Origin of the sequence: Pedobacter lusitanus (assembly GCF_040026395.1) — a bacterium.
GTDB lineage: Bacteria > Bacteroidota > Bacteroidia > Sphingobacteriales > Sphingobacteriaceae > Pedobacter > Pedobacter lusitanus.
Genome location: NZ_CP157278.1, coordinates 131548 through 147845, shown reverse-complemented (window position 1 = coordinate 147845; position 16298 = coordinate 131548). Strand labels below are relative to the sequence as shown.

The 16298-nt window shown below is 37.1% G+C and carries 15 protein-coding genes; 11 read left to right on the top strand and 4 right to left on the bottom strand.

Annotated features, from left to right (window positions below; all coding sequences use genetic code 11):
* Window positions 1-41: 41 nt before the first annotated feature.
* Complete coding sequence (locus PL_RS00690; RefSeq protein ID WP_041877253.1) at window positions 42-731, bottom strand: response regulator transcription factor; 690 nt, start codon at window positions 729-731, stop codon at window positions 42-44.
* On the bottom strand, window positions 728-2203 hold the full coding sequence (locus PL_RS00685; RefSeq protein WP_160292045.1) for a sensor histidine kinase: 1476 nt from the start codon (window positions 2201-2203) through the stop codon (window positions 728-730). The genes PL_RS00690 and PL_RS00685 overlap by 4 nt, the downstream gene beginning before the upstream one ends.
* Before the next feature lie 1017 nt (window positions 2204-3220).
* Between PL_RS00685 and istA the strand changes: the two genes are divergently transcribed.
* The 6 genes from istA to PL_RS00655 all read left to right on the top strand — a co-directional run bounded on the left by istA (window position 3221) and on the right by PL_RS00655 (window position 8212).
* The gene (istA, locus tag PL_RS00680; protein WP_200890669.1) at window positions 3221-4465 is read left to right on the top strand and encodes an IS21 family transposase; all 1245 of its coding nucleotides are present in this window, start codon (window positions 3221-3223) and stop codon (window positions 4463-4465) included.
* 23 nt (window positions 4466-4488) lie between these two features.
* The gene (istB, locus tag PL_RS00675) at window positions 4489-5235 is read left to right on the top strand and encodes an IS21-like element helper ATPase IstB (protein ID WP_041877258.1); all 747 of its coding nucleotides are present in this window, start codon (window positions 4489-4491) and stop codon (window positions 5233-5235) included.
* 369 nt (window positions 5236-5604) lie between these two features.
* Complete coding sequence (locus PL_RS00670; protein WP_041877260.1) at window positions 5605-6471, top strand: hypothetical protein; 867 nt, start codon at window positions 5605-5607, stop codon at window positions 6469-6471.
* A gap of 55 nt (window positions 6472-6526) precedes the next feature.
* Window positions 6527-7264, top strand: coding sequence for a hypothetical protein (locus PL_RS00665; protein ID WP_152620235.1), 738 nt, complete (start codon window positions 6527-6529; stop codon window positions 7262-7264).
* Entirely contained in the window at window positions 7261-7806 is a 546-nt protein-coding gene (locus PL_RS00660) for a SecDF P1 head subdomain-containing protein (RefSeq protein WP_152620236.1), read from the top strand. The genes PL_RS00665 and PL_RS00660 overlap by 4 nt, the downstream gene beginning before the upstream one ends.
* The gene (locus tag PL_RS00655; RefSeq protein ID WP_348620744.1) at window positions 7769-8212 is read left to right on the top strand and encodes a hypothetical protein; all 444 of its coding nucleotides are present in this window, start codon (window positions 7769-7771) and stop codon (window positions 8210-8212) included. The genes PL_RS00660 and PL_RS00655 overlap by 38 nt, the downstream gene beginning before the upstream one ends.
* A 10-nt stretch (window positions 8213-8222) precedes the next feature.
* On the opposite strand, the gene PL_RS00650 is transcribed toward PL_RS00655, so the two are convergent.
* Window positions 8223-8768, bottom strand: coding sequence for a GNAT family N-acetyltransferase (locus PL_RS00650; protein WP_041877269.1), 546 nt, complete (start codon window positions 8766-8768; stop codon window positions 8223-8225).
* 16 nt (window positions 8769-8784) lie between these two features.
* Entirely contained in the window at window positions 8785-9558 is a 774-nt protein-coding gene (locus tag PL_RS00645; protein ID WP_041877271.1) for a hypothetical protein, read from the bottom strand.
* Window positions 9559-9804: 246 nt separating this feature from the next.
* Between PL_RS00645 and PL_RS00640 the strand changes: the two genes are divergently transcribed.
* The 5 genes from PL_RS00640 to PL_RS00620 all read left to right on the top strand — a co-directional run bounded on the left by PL_RS00640 (window position 9805) and on the right by PL_RS00620 (window position 16156).
* Complete coding sequence (locus tag PL_RS00640; RefSeq protein WP_235324389.1) at window positions 9805-9972, top strand: thioredoxin family protein; 168 nt, start codon at window positions 9805-9807, stop codon at window positions 9970-9972.
* Between the two features lie 165 nt (window positions 9973-10137).
* Window positions 10138-10860, top strand: a complete 723-nt coding sequence (locus PL_RS00635) for an AAA family ATPase (protein ID WP_041877273.1) — start codon at window positions 10138-10140, stop codon at window positions 10858-10860.
* 222 nt (window positions 10861-11082) lie between these two features.
* Window positions 11083-11451 carry a hypothetical protein gene (locus tag PL_RS00630; RefSeq protein ID WP_348620739.1) on the top strand — a complete coding sequence of 123 codons (369 nt, stop codon included), beginning with the start codon at window positions 11083-11085 and terminating at the stop codon, window positions 11449-11451.
* A gap of 123 nt (window positions 11452-11574) precedes the next feature.
* Window positions 11575-12444 (top strand): ABC transporter ATP-binding protein, encoded by an 870-nt coding sequence (locus tag PL_RS00625; protein ID WP_041877278.1) that lies wholly within the window; start codon window positions 11575-11577, stop codon window positions 12442-12444.
* Between the two features lie 7 nt (window positions 12445-12451).
* On the top strand, window positions 12452-16156 hold the full coding sequence (locus PL_RS00620) for an ABC transporter permease/M1 family aminopeptidase (RefSeq protein WP_052495946.1): 3705 nt from the start codon (window positions 12452-12454) through the stop codon (window positions 16154-16156).
* The last annotated feature ends 142 nt before the right edge of the window (window positions 16157-16298 follow it).

Here is a 16298-nt window from a genome sequence, read left to right as displayed (position 1 = left end):
ACATGGATATTAGGTTAACGAACCTTGATATTTTAAGACTTTTAAAGTAACAGTTTTAATCCCCTGCTTCTGACGTTCACAATCTGTACCTCTTCATCATAGCGAAGATATTTACGCAACCGGCTAATATACACATCCATATTACGGGTATTGAAAAAGCTGTCATCTCCCCACAGATCCATCAGCATATCTTTCCTGGAAGTAATATCATTGGCATGATCAACCAGCATTTTCAGGATATCTGCTTCCTTCTGAGATAGTTTTTTCAGCTCCTTTTCATGACGAAGTTCCAGGCGATTATAATCAAATGTATAGCTTCCAATCCGTATAAGTTCTGTTACAGCTGGTTTAGCATTGAACATGGTCCTTCGAAGAATCGCATGAACACGGAAAATCAATTCTTCTATGCTGAAAGGCTTTTTCATATAATCATCTGCCCCAGCCTGAAAACCTTTTAATACATCTGGTTTCTCACTTTTAGCGGTTAGTAAAATCAAAGGGATATTATTGTCTATAGCTCTTATTTCACCAATCAGCGTTAGTCCGTCCTTCTTAGGCATCATAACATCAACGATACAAAGGTCAGGCTGGAAAGAATGGTACATAGTCCAGCCTTCTACGCCATTTGCAGCATGGGCCACTTCAAAACCACTGCCTTCCAGCGTTTCCTTTACCACAGCAGCAAGGATTTCTTCATCTTCTATCAGCAATAAACGTATTCTCCGGCTCATGATTTTTTCAATTGAAAAACAAATATTGTTCCCTTGTCCAGAATACTTTCAACCCTGACTGCTCCACCCAGTTTTTGGACAGTTGTCTTTACATAACTCAAACCCAGTCCATAACCTTTTACTTCATGTACATCTCCATGCGGAACCCGGTAAAATTTATCAAAAATAAAAGGCAGGTATGCTTTATCAATACCAATTCCCAGATCTCTAACCGAAAACACAACATGCTCCTTTCTTTCCTCCAGCCGGACAAAGATATCCTTTTGTGCCCCCTGTGTATATTTGATGGCATTATCGATTAGGTTGGATAATATAATTTTCAAACCGCCGGGATGAGTATTTAAATAAGGATCATCTAAAAACAATTCAGTATGTATTGTGACCCCAGGCAATTCCGAAAATCGGGGTAGTACAGTATTCAGCAATACTTTTAAATCTGTTTTTTCATATGGACCGATCAGTTTGTCTTCCTGATGCTCCATGCGCGTTAGGGTCAGGATATTCTCAATCAGGGACTGAAGTTTACGTAATTCTGCCTGCTCCAGTAATAAATACCGTTCTGTCTTTTCCTGGTCTTTGATACCGCCAAATTTTAACAAGACCTCATTGGTCGCACTAAGTATCGAAAGAGGTGTTTTCAATTCATGAGAGATATTACTGATAAAATCATTTTTCATGACTTCCAGTTTTTTTTGCTGAACAATAATTCGCCAAAGTACCCAAATACAGCCTACAATGAGTAAAACCAAGAAGAACGAAAGAGTCACCGGCCAGAATATTTTCAGAAAAAGCATAGCCCCCACTTCTTCGAACTTTAATAATAAGGTCACTTTGTTTTGAGATGTAACGATACTTTTGGATATTACACCGGCATTTTCATTTCTGATTAATGTATCTTTTTTAAACAATTTCAAACTAAAAGGCAATGTGACACGTCTGATTTTCAACTCCTTCTTAAGGTTTTTCCTGACCAGGGCTGTATCTACTTCTACGACTTGAGCAGCACTCAACATACCCGCAAGGAAATGGTTAACATCAAGATTAGTTGCCTTCGAATTAATTTTCTGGTTAACCACACTATCAGACCCATCTGACCATTTATGGGAAAGGGTAATGGTTGTATTTTTAAGCTCTGTCTTCCTGATCACTTTTCCGTCAGTCAGCCCTTTGGTAGCATTACTGATCACTGAATCCATTTTTTTATGCAATTTTACGCCAATTGGAAACACTGTTAACATCTGTAAAGACGTTGAAGGCTTCTTTTTACCACCGCCTTCTTTTTTTTTGCTCAGTTTTACAAGACTTTCCACCGTAGACTGGTCATACGCTTTTTGCAGCGCATCTGAAGCCATTTGTTCAAAGCTATTCCGTTGCTCTGTATAATTGGTCCGCACCCAATAGAGTTGGAATGCCAATACAGCAAGAGCAGTTGGAAGGGCAATCCACCAAATTCGTTTAACAAGGTTGTTCATTCCAGGTAAATCTACATGAAACACTACGTTTCGCAAAATCATTTTACAAAGGAGCTTCTTAACTTATTCTTTAGTCGATTGCATCTCCTTCATGTACCATTACAGAAGCTATATATTTAACATCAGGTTAGGTGCCATAGGCATCAGGATGAGTGTAAAACTTTTTGCTTGATTACCGCTGGCATCCGGGAAACCAGCAGACATTCCTAACGTAATAGCTCTCCAAACCACGGAAATTATAATAATCATGTACAAATGCTTTCCGATCCATGCTAAAAAACCTCTGAATTATAATTTAATGATAAAATATTAAATAAAAATCAACTATATTACAAATTAATCACAAATAGATTTATGACTGCAAGCTTGCCAATTTATCTACAACTTGAATTGTATAAAGGAGCTTCTTAACGCATTTTGCTATGAAGACCCTGAACCAAAAACTTATCGGTTTAAAAAACTCGAACCCAATCTCCGTTCGGCTGTTTGAAGAAGTATGTCATGGATAAACCACACGAAACTGACCCCTGCTGACCAATTCAAAATGCCCCCCTTCGCCTGACCAAATTGACCCCAGTTCGCCAATGCAAACTGACCCCTTTGGCCAATTAAGTTGACCCCCTAAAAACTGTAAAAGTGTTTATCTGATCGGATTCTTTGAGACGCGGTTTTTGTTTAGCTTTTTAGTTCAACAAACACCCCTAATTACGATGTCCAATACGCCAATCAAAATGAATAAACTACGACAGATTATCCGTCTATACTGCCAGGGTATAGGGATTAAGACGATCCATGGGATGATAGATACCTCTCGGAATACGATTAAGAAATATGTGCGGTTATGGCACAGTTTAGGCTTGAGTCAGGAAAAATTCAACGCTAAGAGTGACGGTGAGCTTTCCGTTTTATTTTGTACGCCAGTTGGTAAAAATTCAGGAAGCCCACGCATGAAGCATCTGGAATCACTGCTACCTGAGATCTGCAAGAGGCTCAAAAAGAAGGGGGGTAACTCGCGATATGTTGTATAAAGAGTATATAGCGCAGCATCCTGCAGGGTATAGCCGTTCCCGGTTTAATAATACTATTCATATTTATTTACGGCTTTCCCGTCCGGTTATGCACATCGAGCATAAGGCTGGTGACAAAATTTATATTGACTTTGCCGGGAGTAAACTTTCTGTTGACCCACAGGAAGGTATAGCACGTGATGTGGAGGTTTTTGTTGCCATTCTAGGTTGTAGTCAATTGACTTATGTAGAAGCGGTAGAAAGTCAGCGCAAAGAAGACTTGATCAAGGCCTGTGAAAATGCCTTGCATTATTTCGGAGGCATCCCTCAGGCTATTGTACCGGATAACCTTCGTTCTGCGGTCACTAAAGGAAGTAAATACGAAGCTGTACTTAATGATGAATTTGCTTGTTTTGCGGAGCATTACGGGGTTACGGTTGTTCCTGCCCGGGTCTATAAACCCCGAGACAAGTCTTTGGTAGAAGGAGCAGTTAAGTTAATCTATCGTAGCATTTACAGCAGATTAGAAGGGCGTAAATTCAATGATTTAAATGCATTGAATACAGCCATACTTGTTGGCCTTGAAATACACAACAATAAGCCGTTTTCTGGACGGAGTTACTCCCGGCGCGAGCAGTTTGAAGAAATTGAACGGGAAATGCTTGGCGCACTTAACCCTTTGCCTTATCAGGTACATAAGCAAACAATGGTCACAGTCAACAAAACTGGTTATGTTCGTCTGGGGGAGGATATTCATCACTATAGTGTACCATACACCTACATAGGAAAAAAAGTAAAGCTGTTGTATACCAGTATATTGGTAAAAATCTACTATCAGTACACCTTAATCGCGTGTCATACACGTGACAGAACTAAATACCAGTACACTACTGATGAAAACCATCTGGCCTTACAGCATCATTTTCTGGGGGAATGGACACCGGAAAAATTCATTGCTCAAGCAACAGATATTCATGAAGATGTTGCGCTTTATATTTCTAAAGTACTGGAACACAAAGTTTATCCTGAACAGGCCTATAAGTCTTGCTCGGGTATTTTGAGTTTCGCCAGGCGCGTTGGTTCCCAGCGACTTACCGATGCCTGTCGTTGGGCTGACAAGCTGGGACAGTACAATTATCCTGTGATCGAAGAGATCCGCCATAAGCGTCTGGATCAGCTTCCTATTGAACAGGAAGAACCGACACCCGCAATCCCATCCCATGATAACATCAGAGGTAAAGGCTATTATCAATAATCAACCCTATAAAACAAAAGAAAATGAATAATGAAACCTTAGAGAAGCTCCGACAGCTTCGCTTGTTTGGCATGTATGATGCTTTTAAAACTAACCTGGAGACTTCAGTCAAAGAATCCCTCACTGCTGACCAGTTTATTGCGCTGCTAGTCGCCAGTGAGTGGGACGACAGGCGTAATCGGGCTATAGAACGGGCAATAAGAGTAGCTGGCTTTCGCTATAAAGCTGCCCTGGAGCAGCTCGATTATTCTGTGGATCGCGGGTTGGATAAAAACCAGGTTCATAGACTGGCCGCACTTGACTTTATCAAAGAACGTAAAGACCTGTTCATTACCGGTTCCACCGGAACTGGAAAAAGCTATCTGGCAACAGCCCTTGGTTACCAGGCTTGTCAGATCGGCTATAGAGTGATGTATGTCAATACGGCTAAACTTATGGGGCAACTTAAACTGGCTAAGGCTAAGGGCAATATACTGGCAGAATTGAAAAGAATTGAGCGGGTAGACCTGCTCATTCTGGATGACTTTGGACTACAGCCTTTCGATCCACAGGCAAGACTTGCCTTACTTGATGTGATTGAAGACAGACATCAGAAGCATTCTACTATAGTCACTTCACAGATCCCCGTCAAAGAATGGTATGACATCATCGGTGAAAAAACTATTGCCGACGCTGTACTCGATCGTATCGTACACCACTCCTTGAGGATTGAATTATATGGAGAATCACTTAGGAGAAGAAAGTCTAAAACTGAAAATGTATTTTTGTAAAAACAATAGTTGTTAATCAGGATAAAGTAGTCTATTCAAAGAGCCAATCCGTACAACAACTTTTACCTTTTTTTAAGGTTAACTCTGAGGGGTCAATTTGCACGGGTCTTCAGGGGTCATTTTAATTGGTATATCCACCTATTAGGCCCTGTTCTAAAATTGCCATAAATTGAATTATTGAAATGTTAAAAAATCTGTTAATTCAAGTCGTTGCGTGCCGGCAAGCTTTTGGACTCGTTGAACGAATGTAGAATAGAAAAGGATAACAAACTAATAATCAGAGGCCGATGTCCGACATTGTCCGGGATTGTCCGTAATTGTCCAGGTGTTTTAGAAATAAAAGATAGATTTTGAGTAATTTAACTGACTATGAATACCTATCGCTTCCATTTTAATGACGGTAATAAAACCACAACTATTCTGTTTTGGTTTTTTACCACGTTGCTGACTGTTGCACTAACAGCCATCGTTTTAGTGATACATCCCGACCCGCTTTTCCCAGCCTGGCTATTGCTGATCTCCGTACCATTAATGTTAACAGCCATTTACAGACTGTTTAAAGTGGCCTCCGAGCGGCAGTTGACAGAAATTGTTTCACTAAGTGAAAAAGGCTTTACCAGCATCTGTTTCGGTTCTGTATTATTTTCCGAGATACGCTCTATCCAGTTTCCTGCAAGAGAAATAGCATTGTTAGGGGGAAGACAATACGACGATTACAAGCAAACTGATGTTGATCTTCCGACTCTCGTATTTTCAATCACCATTGCCAATGGAAAAACGTTAAATTGGGTATTGAATGAGTGGGGAGGGTTTTACAACTCCGAAGAAGAATTTTCAATTTTCTTTAACTTTCTCACAGCGCTAACCGACCAGCTGTATCAACTTTATCACGCTAATGAACCATATAACAGCTATTTAAAAATCCTTGACGAAAAAGGTTCCTGGGAAAAGCGAGATTTAATAATGAGTTTGTACGACTTAACCTATCCGGAAATTATAGATGCATTGAGAAAAATAGATCCCGTGCATGAAATTATAATAGAAAATGAAGCTTTTATTCCTGAAGCTGATCTTATCCTTTGCAGATTTAAAGGAGAAAGGTTTAACCTGAAATACGATTTGAATTATGGACCAGACTTAGATGCTGTAGGAAACATAAATAAATCAGATTTAGAAACAATAGAACAGTTAATCATTGAACAGCATCGTGCTTCAAATAAGGATAAAATCAAATGAAAACGTTAGTGGTAATTTTGTAAAACGGACCTGACCAGATAAACTAATGAGACTTATGAAACATTCAATATCATTTTTACTTTTCATCTTTATATTGACATCTTGTAATTCAAATCTTTCATCAGAAAAAGTAGAAGATATTGGATTAATAGGTGCAACTATCGAGATTACTCAAAAACCTACTGACGAAAAGAGTAGTTGGATGACTATCAATTTATTTGATAAACATAATAAAATCATTAGGAACGATTCTATAAAAATAATAGTAAATGGTATTGAGACCGCGCTACAACATCGTCAAGGCTTATATTATACTGATGAATCAAGGTATTATTCAGAAAATGCACCTGCAAACCAAATCTATAATTTTGGAATAAAACTATCTAACGGAAAAAAATATTTCCTTGGAAGTATTAACTCCCTGAGTGAAGAAAAAATTGAAAATATAGAGTGTGCCGAACAAGGCGATTTGAATAAAAATACGGTTATCAAATGGAAAGATTTAAAAAACATAAACAAACTTACAATTTATACATCAACCTTATTAAAAACAGCAAATAGTAATGACAAAAACTATTCAAGCAAGGATGTTATAGTAAAACAAATAAGTAGTAATGGGGAATATACAATATCGAAATCTGAATATTTCGACCCGAAATGGACAGTTAGTGGTTTTGAATTCAAATTTGCGACAACAAGGTTTGGGAAAATGAACCCTAAACTTATTGACGGCAGTAAAATATCGATTTCAACATCAATCGAAAAAAATATTAACCTTGAAAAAGCACGATGAAAACTATAACGACCTTAATTCTATCGATTTTGCTATTGATGGCTTGTGTAGACAATAAATCAACTGGCAGACAAACAAAACCCGAAGATGGATTGATCAGTGACGCTGAGCATCACATCAAAGATAACCCCGAAATTGCGCAACAAAAAGGCCCAACTCTTTATACAGGTTGGTATTATGTTGTCGATAGCGGTAAAGGCATTAAACGGCAATTAGATAAATCGAAGGAGATCTATTTTATAGACAGGCACCCAATTGTTACGCCCAGCAACTTTATCAACCTTTCAATTGAAGAAAACTATGAGGGTGGCGTAGAATATTGTCGGTTGTTTATGGAACTTGACGGACCAGGTTCAAAACTTTGGGCTGCTGCAACAAAGAAGGCAATCGGAAAACAACTTGCATTCATTCTTGACAACCGACTTCTATATGTCGCACCGGTATTTGCACAAATCCTAAATGGCATGACAGTAATAAATCTGACCAACTATTCAAAAGAAGAATTTGAAAACTTCAAAACAATCATCAAAAGTGAGCGATAAGCTAGACATGGAGGGAATTACTAGAGACTGTAAAGTGAACTGTGTCAACTCTAAAAAGTTAGAGTTGACACAGTTCACTTTACAGTCTCTATATTTCGATGAAAAACCCTATGTGTCATTATCACTGTTGCAGACCCTATACCTTTTTGATGAATCGCTATGGCGTAAAATATTATACCCAATTGAATATATTGACGGATTAGGGTATAATTTCACAGAATTTCTGAAGCTTTCATTACCCGGGCGGCATCCGGACGACAAATGGTTAGAAGAAACAAGTTCTGCGTCATGTAATAGATTTTATTTTAAAGATTTGACTGTTGCAGAGATTTTATTACCCCCTGGCGGTTATGGCGGAAATTGCGGAGAGAAGCAAATGGAAAGCCCTTCTCGAAATTTTTCATGATCAAATATCATTACAAATTATTCTTTTTATCTCTAGTCAAGGTCATGAATACCAGATCTTCATATTCTCCACCATATTTAAAATAATTCTTTAGTTTTCCATATTCAACAAACCCAAATTTCTTATAAAGATTTTTAGCCGCTTGATTTTTGTCTATTACTGACAAAATAATGTTTTCTAAAACTGGATCGTCAAAACCAAGTACAATTGTAGCATTTAAAAGCCCAAACCCGATTCTTTGCCCCATGAATTCTGGCATTACATACATACTGCTAATTTCTCCTGTATGCCTTGTCTTTTCTCTCTTCTCCCGAATAAAACCACAAATTCCTACCAGTTTTTCTTTTATAAATGCGCCCATTAAGAAGTCGGTTTCAGGTTTTTCATTTATTATTCTGTCAAATTTAAAACTTGACGAACCTAATTCTTCTTCATAAAGTGTACCGAAGTTTTGAGAAGAATTTTTTAAACAGTGAAGTCTTATTTGATGATATTGTTCAACTTCACTGACAGTTACCTTTCTGTAAACGATCTTATTGGATGATATCTCTGTCATATTAAATAGTTTATGATCACGTATATTCCAGACAGATCACAGCTTTGCTCATCAGATCGTCATGAAATAAATAAATCTGGTCGGCGGCATTTTCCTGAAAATTGTATCCTTCCATACAGGCAATATAGTTAAAAAGACTTCCGTCAGGTTTGAAAGGTTTGTCCATTAAATTTCCTCCTGAGCACTCACAGTCATCAAGAGGGAGGTTATCTATATTAATTTCATCTATTACTCCATTGATTTTCTTACTTATAGTCTCTGAGAAATAATCTGAAGGTTCATCTTTGTGTATATCTTCGACGGTTAGTTGAAGCAGCCGTTCTAATCTTCTGATCCCCTCTACCGTTAAACCAGGCCTGTAGAAATCCCGGGCGTATAGTTCCCCAAATTTTTTATAGTATGCCTTCTTTAATTGATACACCGCTTCATTATAATTATACTGTATCACTTCATCGGTGTATTCAAGATGGTAATTTGCCGGCAAAATTTCAGTAGATACGGTAAAGTACTCCCACTTCCCGTCGAATTTATATTTTCCATCTATGATATCAAAACCAAACATATCACACTTGGTGTAATCTGTGTGAAATTCTGTTGTATTTTCACCGACCCTGCCGTCATAGATCTCTTTTACAGATACAAAATGTAACCACTGATCTTTATCCGGTGAAAAGAACTTCAGGTTAATAGAACATAATGGCAGGAAATATTTTCTGTGATTTTCCAAATCGTCATAAAAAACATCTTGATATTCGGGAAATATTTGAATGAAACTGGCTTGTATTTCCATACTCGTCTGATTTATCTGTTTGTATCATAAAGTTAATTTTTACACCTCGCTTTTCGTAACTAATTCCCAAAATTTAATGTACTCTTAACTTCCAGAACCGCAACATCTGGACCATCTGTTTTTACATAAACTGTACCATTATAGCAATCCAAATAGGAAATACTTTTGTCTTACCATAAGGCAAAAGCAATTGAGCCTTTGACAGAAAGTCCAATCAGTAACAATTCATCAATTAAAACGATTAAAATGGCAAAATCAATTTTTTATCACGCAGGTTGTCCGGTATGTATAAGTGCAGAACAGGATATTTTAAATCTTATTCCTTCAGAACAAGTAGAAGTAGTTCATTTAGGAACAGAAAAAGCAAAGGTCAAAGATGCAGAAAGCGCAGGTGTAAAATCTGTTCCTGCCTAAGTCACGCCTAACGGGAATGTGTTACATATCAATTTTGGAGCTTCCATAGAAGATTTGAAGTAACCATAAACCATAGCCCTAACTATTTGTACCTTGCGGGCAAATTTTAGGGCTTTCTTAGATAAACACACAAAAACAGGAGAAGCATAAAGAAATCAGAAGAGGATGAACATATACGATCTTATTATTAACGACAAAGAACAGGTATCACTGAACGATTTATTTCTTGATCATGCCAACAGGAATGAATTTGTACAGCTGATCAAAGAATATAGTTACATCGACGAGCTGAACAGGTATGGGTTGCCAGTTAATAATAAGATATTACTTGAAGGAAGTTCGGGTTGCGGTAAAACCACAAGCGCTAAAGCCATTGCAAACGCACATGGAAAAGACATTCTCATACTCAATCTTAGCAACATTGTCTGCTCAAGGATCGGGGAAACATCACAAAATATCAAAGTGATTTTTGACAAAGCAGCCAAAGAGAAAGCAGTTCTTTTCTTAGATGAATTTGATCAGATAGGCAAAGCCCGTGGCAATGATGATAAAGATGTAGGAGAAATGAGAAGACTTGTCAACACGCTGATACAATTGATAGATTATTATCCTCAGAACGCGCTTTTGCTATGTGCAACTAACCATGCTCAAATTATTGATACCGCACTTTTGAGACGTTTTCATTTAAGAATAAACTTTAAAATGCCATCCCCTACCGTTTTAGATGAGTATTATTATAAACTGTTATCCCGCTTTCCAGAAAACATGCAGAATATTGTCCGCAAATATGATATTTCATTTGCCGAAGCTAAAGATTATGCATTTACCCTTGTTAAGTCGGTATTGATTGCAGAATTGGAAGCAAAAACAAACACGGTTGAAGCATGAGCGATGAGATAGAAAGAAACTCTTAACGGGTAAAGATCCACAATTGGAAAAGGCCATCAGCCTGATTCCATAAAACTTAATTTAAGACCTGAAAAATATTCAGGTCTTTTTTTATACCCAAGTCACATGCTTATGGAGGAGTGGGATGTGTGTTTTATCGTTTTTTTATCATTAATCTTGAAGTAAGAATATTATATAATTATACTAAACAAATCATTACTGATGACCAGCCTACAGAACATAAATGCCCCTTTTGATTTCACTTATCTTCATTCTTTTAGCAGAGATAACGATTTTCTGATTGAAATTATTGATTTATGCTTAATAAATACTCCATTATATATGGAAAGCCTTAACAGCAGTTTTGCAAAGAAGGAACTGGAGCGGGTGATTTTTTTTTTATATAGGATAAAATCGACAACATCAGTAATGGGCAGAAATGATATAAGTATTTACATCTGCGGAATAGAAAAAAAAATCTTGGAGGGACTATCATATCCTGCAGAAGTGGCATCTGATATCGCAGTATTGACCGATCTGATATATCTATTTTATATTCAGCTGGAAGAAGCCAGACAAACTTTAGTATAGTAATAATTGCATAGTAAGTAATAGTGTCACATCCTTATGTGAGTGTTATTAAGTAACAATATGGGGCACCTTTCTATCCTATAAACAGTCAAATGAATATACACCGTAAACAATTTTTAAACTATGCAATTGATTATTTCTAACATTACTAAGACCTATAGCAACGGCTTGAAAGCATTAAATAATATTAACCTGATCATTGATAAGGGAATGTTTGGTTTACTTGGGCCAAACGGAGCCGGAAAATCAACTTTAATGCGGACCATTGCTACTTTGCAGGACCCGGATACTGGTCAAATCATGCTTGGTGACATTGATGTACTGAAACAAAAAACAGAATTGAGAAAAACGCTCGGTTATTTACCACAGGATTTTGGTTTCTACCCCGGAGTATCAGCATTAAGTCTGCTAGATCATTTTGCAGTGCTAAAAGGAATTACTTCCAGATCAGAAAGAAAAGAAATTGTTGAGGCATTATTAGTACAAACTAACCTGTTTGATGCTCGTAAACGTAATGTAAGCGATTATTCTGGTGGTATGCGCCAGCGTTTTGGCATTGCTCAGGCATTAATTGGCAATCCTAAACTTATTATTGTAGATGAGCCAACCGCAGGTCTTGATCCAATGGAACGTAATCGTTTTCACAACCTGTTGAGCGAAATCGGAGAGCAGATAATAGTTATCCTTTCCACTCATATAGTAGAAGACGTGAAAAATCTGTGCAAAAAAATGGTGATTATGAATAAGGGAACAATTTTACTGGAAGGTACTCCTGCAGAAGCCCAGGCTACAGTACAAGATAAAATATGGACAAAGAGTATTGAAAAAGAAGAGTTGGAGAACTACCGCAGTCAGCTTCAGGTGATTTCTTCCCATATGGTTAGTGGCCGTGTGATGATCCATGTTTATGCAGATACAAGCCCAGATGCAGGTTTTGATCAGATTACTCCAGATCTTGAAGACGTTTATTTCTCAGTCATTACTAAAAACTAGCTTATTTATGTTTAGGGAAATATTTCTTTTCGATCTGAATTTGAACTTCAGAAAAATATCAGTATATGTTTATTTCGGGATATTTTTCCTGATCAGTTTAGCAATAGGATTAAGCAAAGCCGGCGTTTTCAATGTGGCCCGGAGTGATTCTAATCTACTTGTTAATTCGGCTGTGGCAATATCAAAAATTCTTGTGTTTTTAGAGAATGGCATTTTAGGATTGATTAATAGAGTTATCCTGGTAGCAATTATGGCTACTGCTATACAAAAAGACTACAAATACAATACTCATCCGCTTTATTTTACCAAACCTATACATAAAAGCAGTTATTTTTTCGGAAGATTTAGTTCTGCCTTTTTAACTGCACTTTTTGTTTTCTCGGCGAAGGTCATTGGTTATTATATAGGCTGTCTCTTTGGGTTGGGTAAACCACAAATGGCCGATTTCTCTATAATCAATTTTTTGGAACCCTTTCTGCTTTTTGTCGTACCCAATGTCCTGCTGTCTGGTGCTATCTTTTTTTCGTTAACCACTTTTACCCGCAGTACATTACCGGCGTATTTGTTTTGCATAGTACTTTTGGTAATCAACTCAGTTACCTCTATAATTACTGCAGATTTAGATAATAAATCTATCGCGGCTATTTGGGAACCATCTGGCTCAGAGGCTTTAGGCAATTTAATCCAATATTGGACCCCAGATGATCAAAATACGCGGATAATCCCTTTGGAAGGAGTTTTGCTCTATAACCGGATGTTATGGATTGGGCTGGGTATTATTATTACACTAATTTGTTTTCTTAAATTCAGTTTTAGTCAATTCCTTATACCTTTTAACTGGTTTAAAAAAGCGGGCAAAGAAGAAAATCTGACAAGAGGGAATCAGATTCAGTCACTTACGATGTTGCCAAAGGTAACTCAGAAGTTTTCTGCAATAGAAAGCTGGAAACAGTTATTCTATTTGGCGAAATTTGAACTTGTAAACATCACCAAAGGTTCATTCTTTATTGTTATCTGTGCTTTGGGGTCTGTTATGATGTTCATTATCTCCCGGTATATGGGTTCTATGTATGATACTGAGACCTATCCTGTTACTTACCAGATTCTAGAAAATTCGGCAGGAATATTTTTATTTTTTATAATCATACTAGTCGTGTTCCTCTCCGGGGATCTAATATGGAAAGAGCGCGAACAAAAGATAGATGAGCTTACCGGTACTGCACCAGTTAGCAATACAGTACTTTTCTTCTCTAAATATCTGGCGTTAATTTATGTTATTGCTATTCTGCTGGGTGTGATCATTATAACGGGTATGCTTATTCAATTCTCAGCTTCCTATTTTAATGCAGAGCCATTATTGTATGTTAAATCTGCATTCCAGATGCTTGTTGAATTTATGATCATTGCAGGAGTTTGTCTATCTATACAGGCATTTTGCCCCAATAAATACCTGGGTTTCTTCATATCCTTGTTGCCGATTCTTTTGGTTAAAGTGGTATTTAATTTATTGAACTGGAATAATGATCTGTATAGTTTTAACTCATCCGGACCGTCAATGTATTATTCAGATATGAATGGTTTCGGACATATTGTAGGCGTCTGGCTTTTATTTAAGGGTTATTGGCTCAGTATTGTGTTGGTGTTTTGTTTATTTGCTCTAACAGTCTTTGCAAGAGGTAAGGAAAAAGGTTTAAATGCGAGATTTCGTCTTTCAAGATTATCCTTTACTGCGGGGCACAAATTAGTGCTCCTGATTTGTGTACTATTTGCGATAAGTTCTGGTGGTTTTATTTATTATAATACTAATGTACTCCATAGATATCTTGTTCCTAAAGAAGAAGAAGAAGCACAGGCAGCTTTTGAAAAAAAATATAAAGTTTATGAAAAAACACCTCAGCTCCGCATTGTGGAATCTAAGGTCGATGCAGCAATTTTTCCAAAAGAAAGGAGCTTACGTGTAAAAGGTTTCTACTACCTGAAAAACAAACAAAAACTACCAGTTGATACTTTGTTTGTTAATTATACAGGTGGCGAAAAGAGTGAATATCACTATAGTAAACTAGAGATTGAAAATAAAGGAGGAACATTGATCAGTAATGATCAAAAAAACGGCGTTAAAATTATACGCCTGAATAATGCCGTGCAACCTGGAGATTCCGTTAAATTTGTCTTTGAAATGGAATACAAACCTGTGGGGTTTGAAAATGGTGAGACAGAAACCAAGATTGTTTATAACGGAACTTTCTTTAACAATTCTGAATTTCCATCCATTGGTTATAATTCTGGCGCTGAGCTTGGATCCAATACTGCCCGTAAAGAGTACGGTTTGAAAGCAAAAACAAGAATTGCACCAGTAACGGATTCGGTAGCCAGAAAGAATACCTATATTTCTAATGATGCTGACTGGATTCGTTTTGAAACTACTGTCAGCACTAGTGAGGACCAAATTGCAATAGCACCTGGCTATTTGCAAAAAGAGTGGGTTAAAGATGGAAGACACTATTTTAATTATAAAACCGATAGTCCAATCCTTAATTTTTATGCGTACCTCAGTGCACGTTACGAAGTGAAAAGGGATAAATGGAAAGGAGTAAATATAGAGGTCTATTATCAAAAAGGTCATGAATATAATCTGGCCAGGATGATTAAAGGGATTAAGAGGGCGTTGAGTTATTACACCAAAAACTTTGGTCCTTATCAACATCGTCAGATGAGAATTGTTGAATTTCCACGTTATGCCTCATTTGCCCAATCTTTTCCAAACACGATTCCTTTTTCTGAGTCCATTGGATTTATTACAAGAGTAGATAACGTGAATACTGAGAAAATAGATGTTCCTTTTTATGTTACTGCACATGAAGTTGCACACCAGTGGTGGGCACATCAGGTAATCGGAGGTAATGTACAAGGGAGTGTGATTATGGCCGAAACAATGAGTCAATATTCGGCTTTGATGGTTATGGAAAAAGAATACGGGAAACAGTCCATGAAAAAATTTCTCAGATATGAAATGGATAATTATCTGAGGGGAAGAACTCAGGAAAATAAAAGAGAAATGCCGTTAATGCTTTGTGAGAATCAGGCTTACATCTATTACCGTAAAGGTAGCGTAATTATGTATTCGTTAAGAGATTATCTGGGTGAAGATGTATTAAATAAAGCATTAAGTAATTATCTACAAAAAACAAAGTTTCAGGAGCCACCATATACTAACTCTATTGAATTTGTGAACTCCCTTCGTGCAGCAACACCAGATAGTTTAAAATATATCATTAGAGATATGTTTGAAACGATTACCGTTTACGAAAACTATGTAAAAGATCTGAATTACAAAAAAATGAAAGGGGGTAAGTATGAAGTTTCACTTACTGTGGGTAGTGCTAAATTCCGAGCGGATACCTTAGGGAAAAGCACCAGAATACCTGTAGCGGATTATATTGATGTCGGCGTATTTGCATTGAAAAATGTAAACGGTAAAATGCGGGATAAGGAATTAATATTGAAAAGGATAAAGATGGATAGGTCTGAAAAAACATTTACATTTTTAGTGAATGAAAAACCAGAAAGTGCCGGCATCGATCCTTACAATAAATTAATCGACCGTACGCCTGATAACAATACCTGGAAATTTGGGAGCAAACCACCAAAGGTAAATACGGATATTGAAAATAATGATAAAACAAAATTTAAGGTAGAGGTCAAAGTCAACTGAGGTTATAAATTAGGATTATCTCTTAAAGCAGAAAGCCCGGTCTTTATATGATCGGGCTTTCTTTGTCTGATGAGTTATTTAGATCGGGATATATTTCAATTATCCGGGCCGTCAATGGCCAAAGCTGACACGAATACTATAG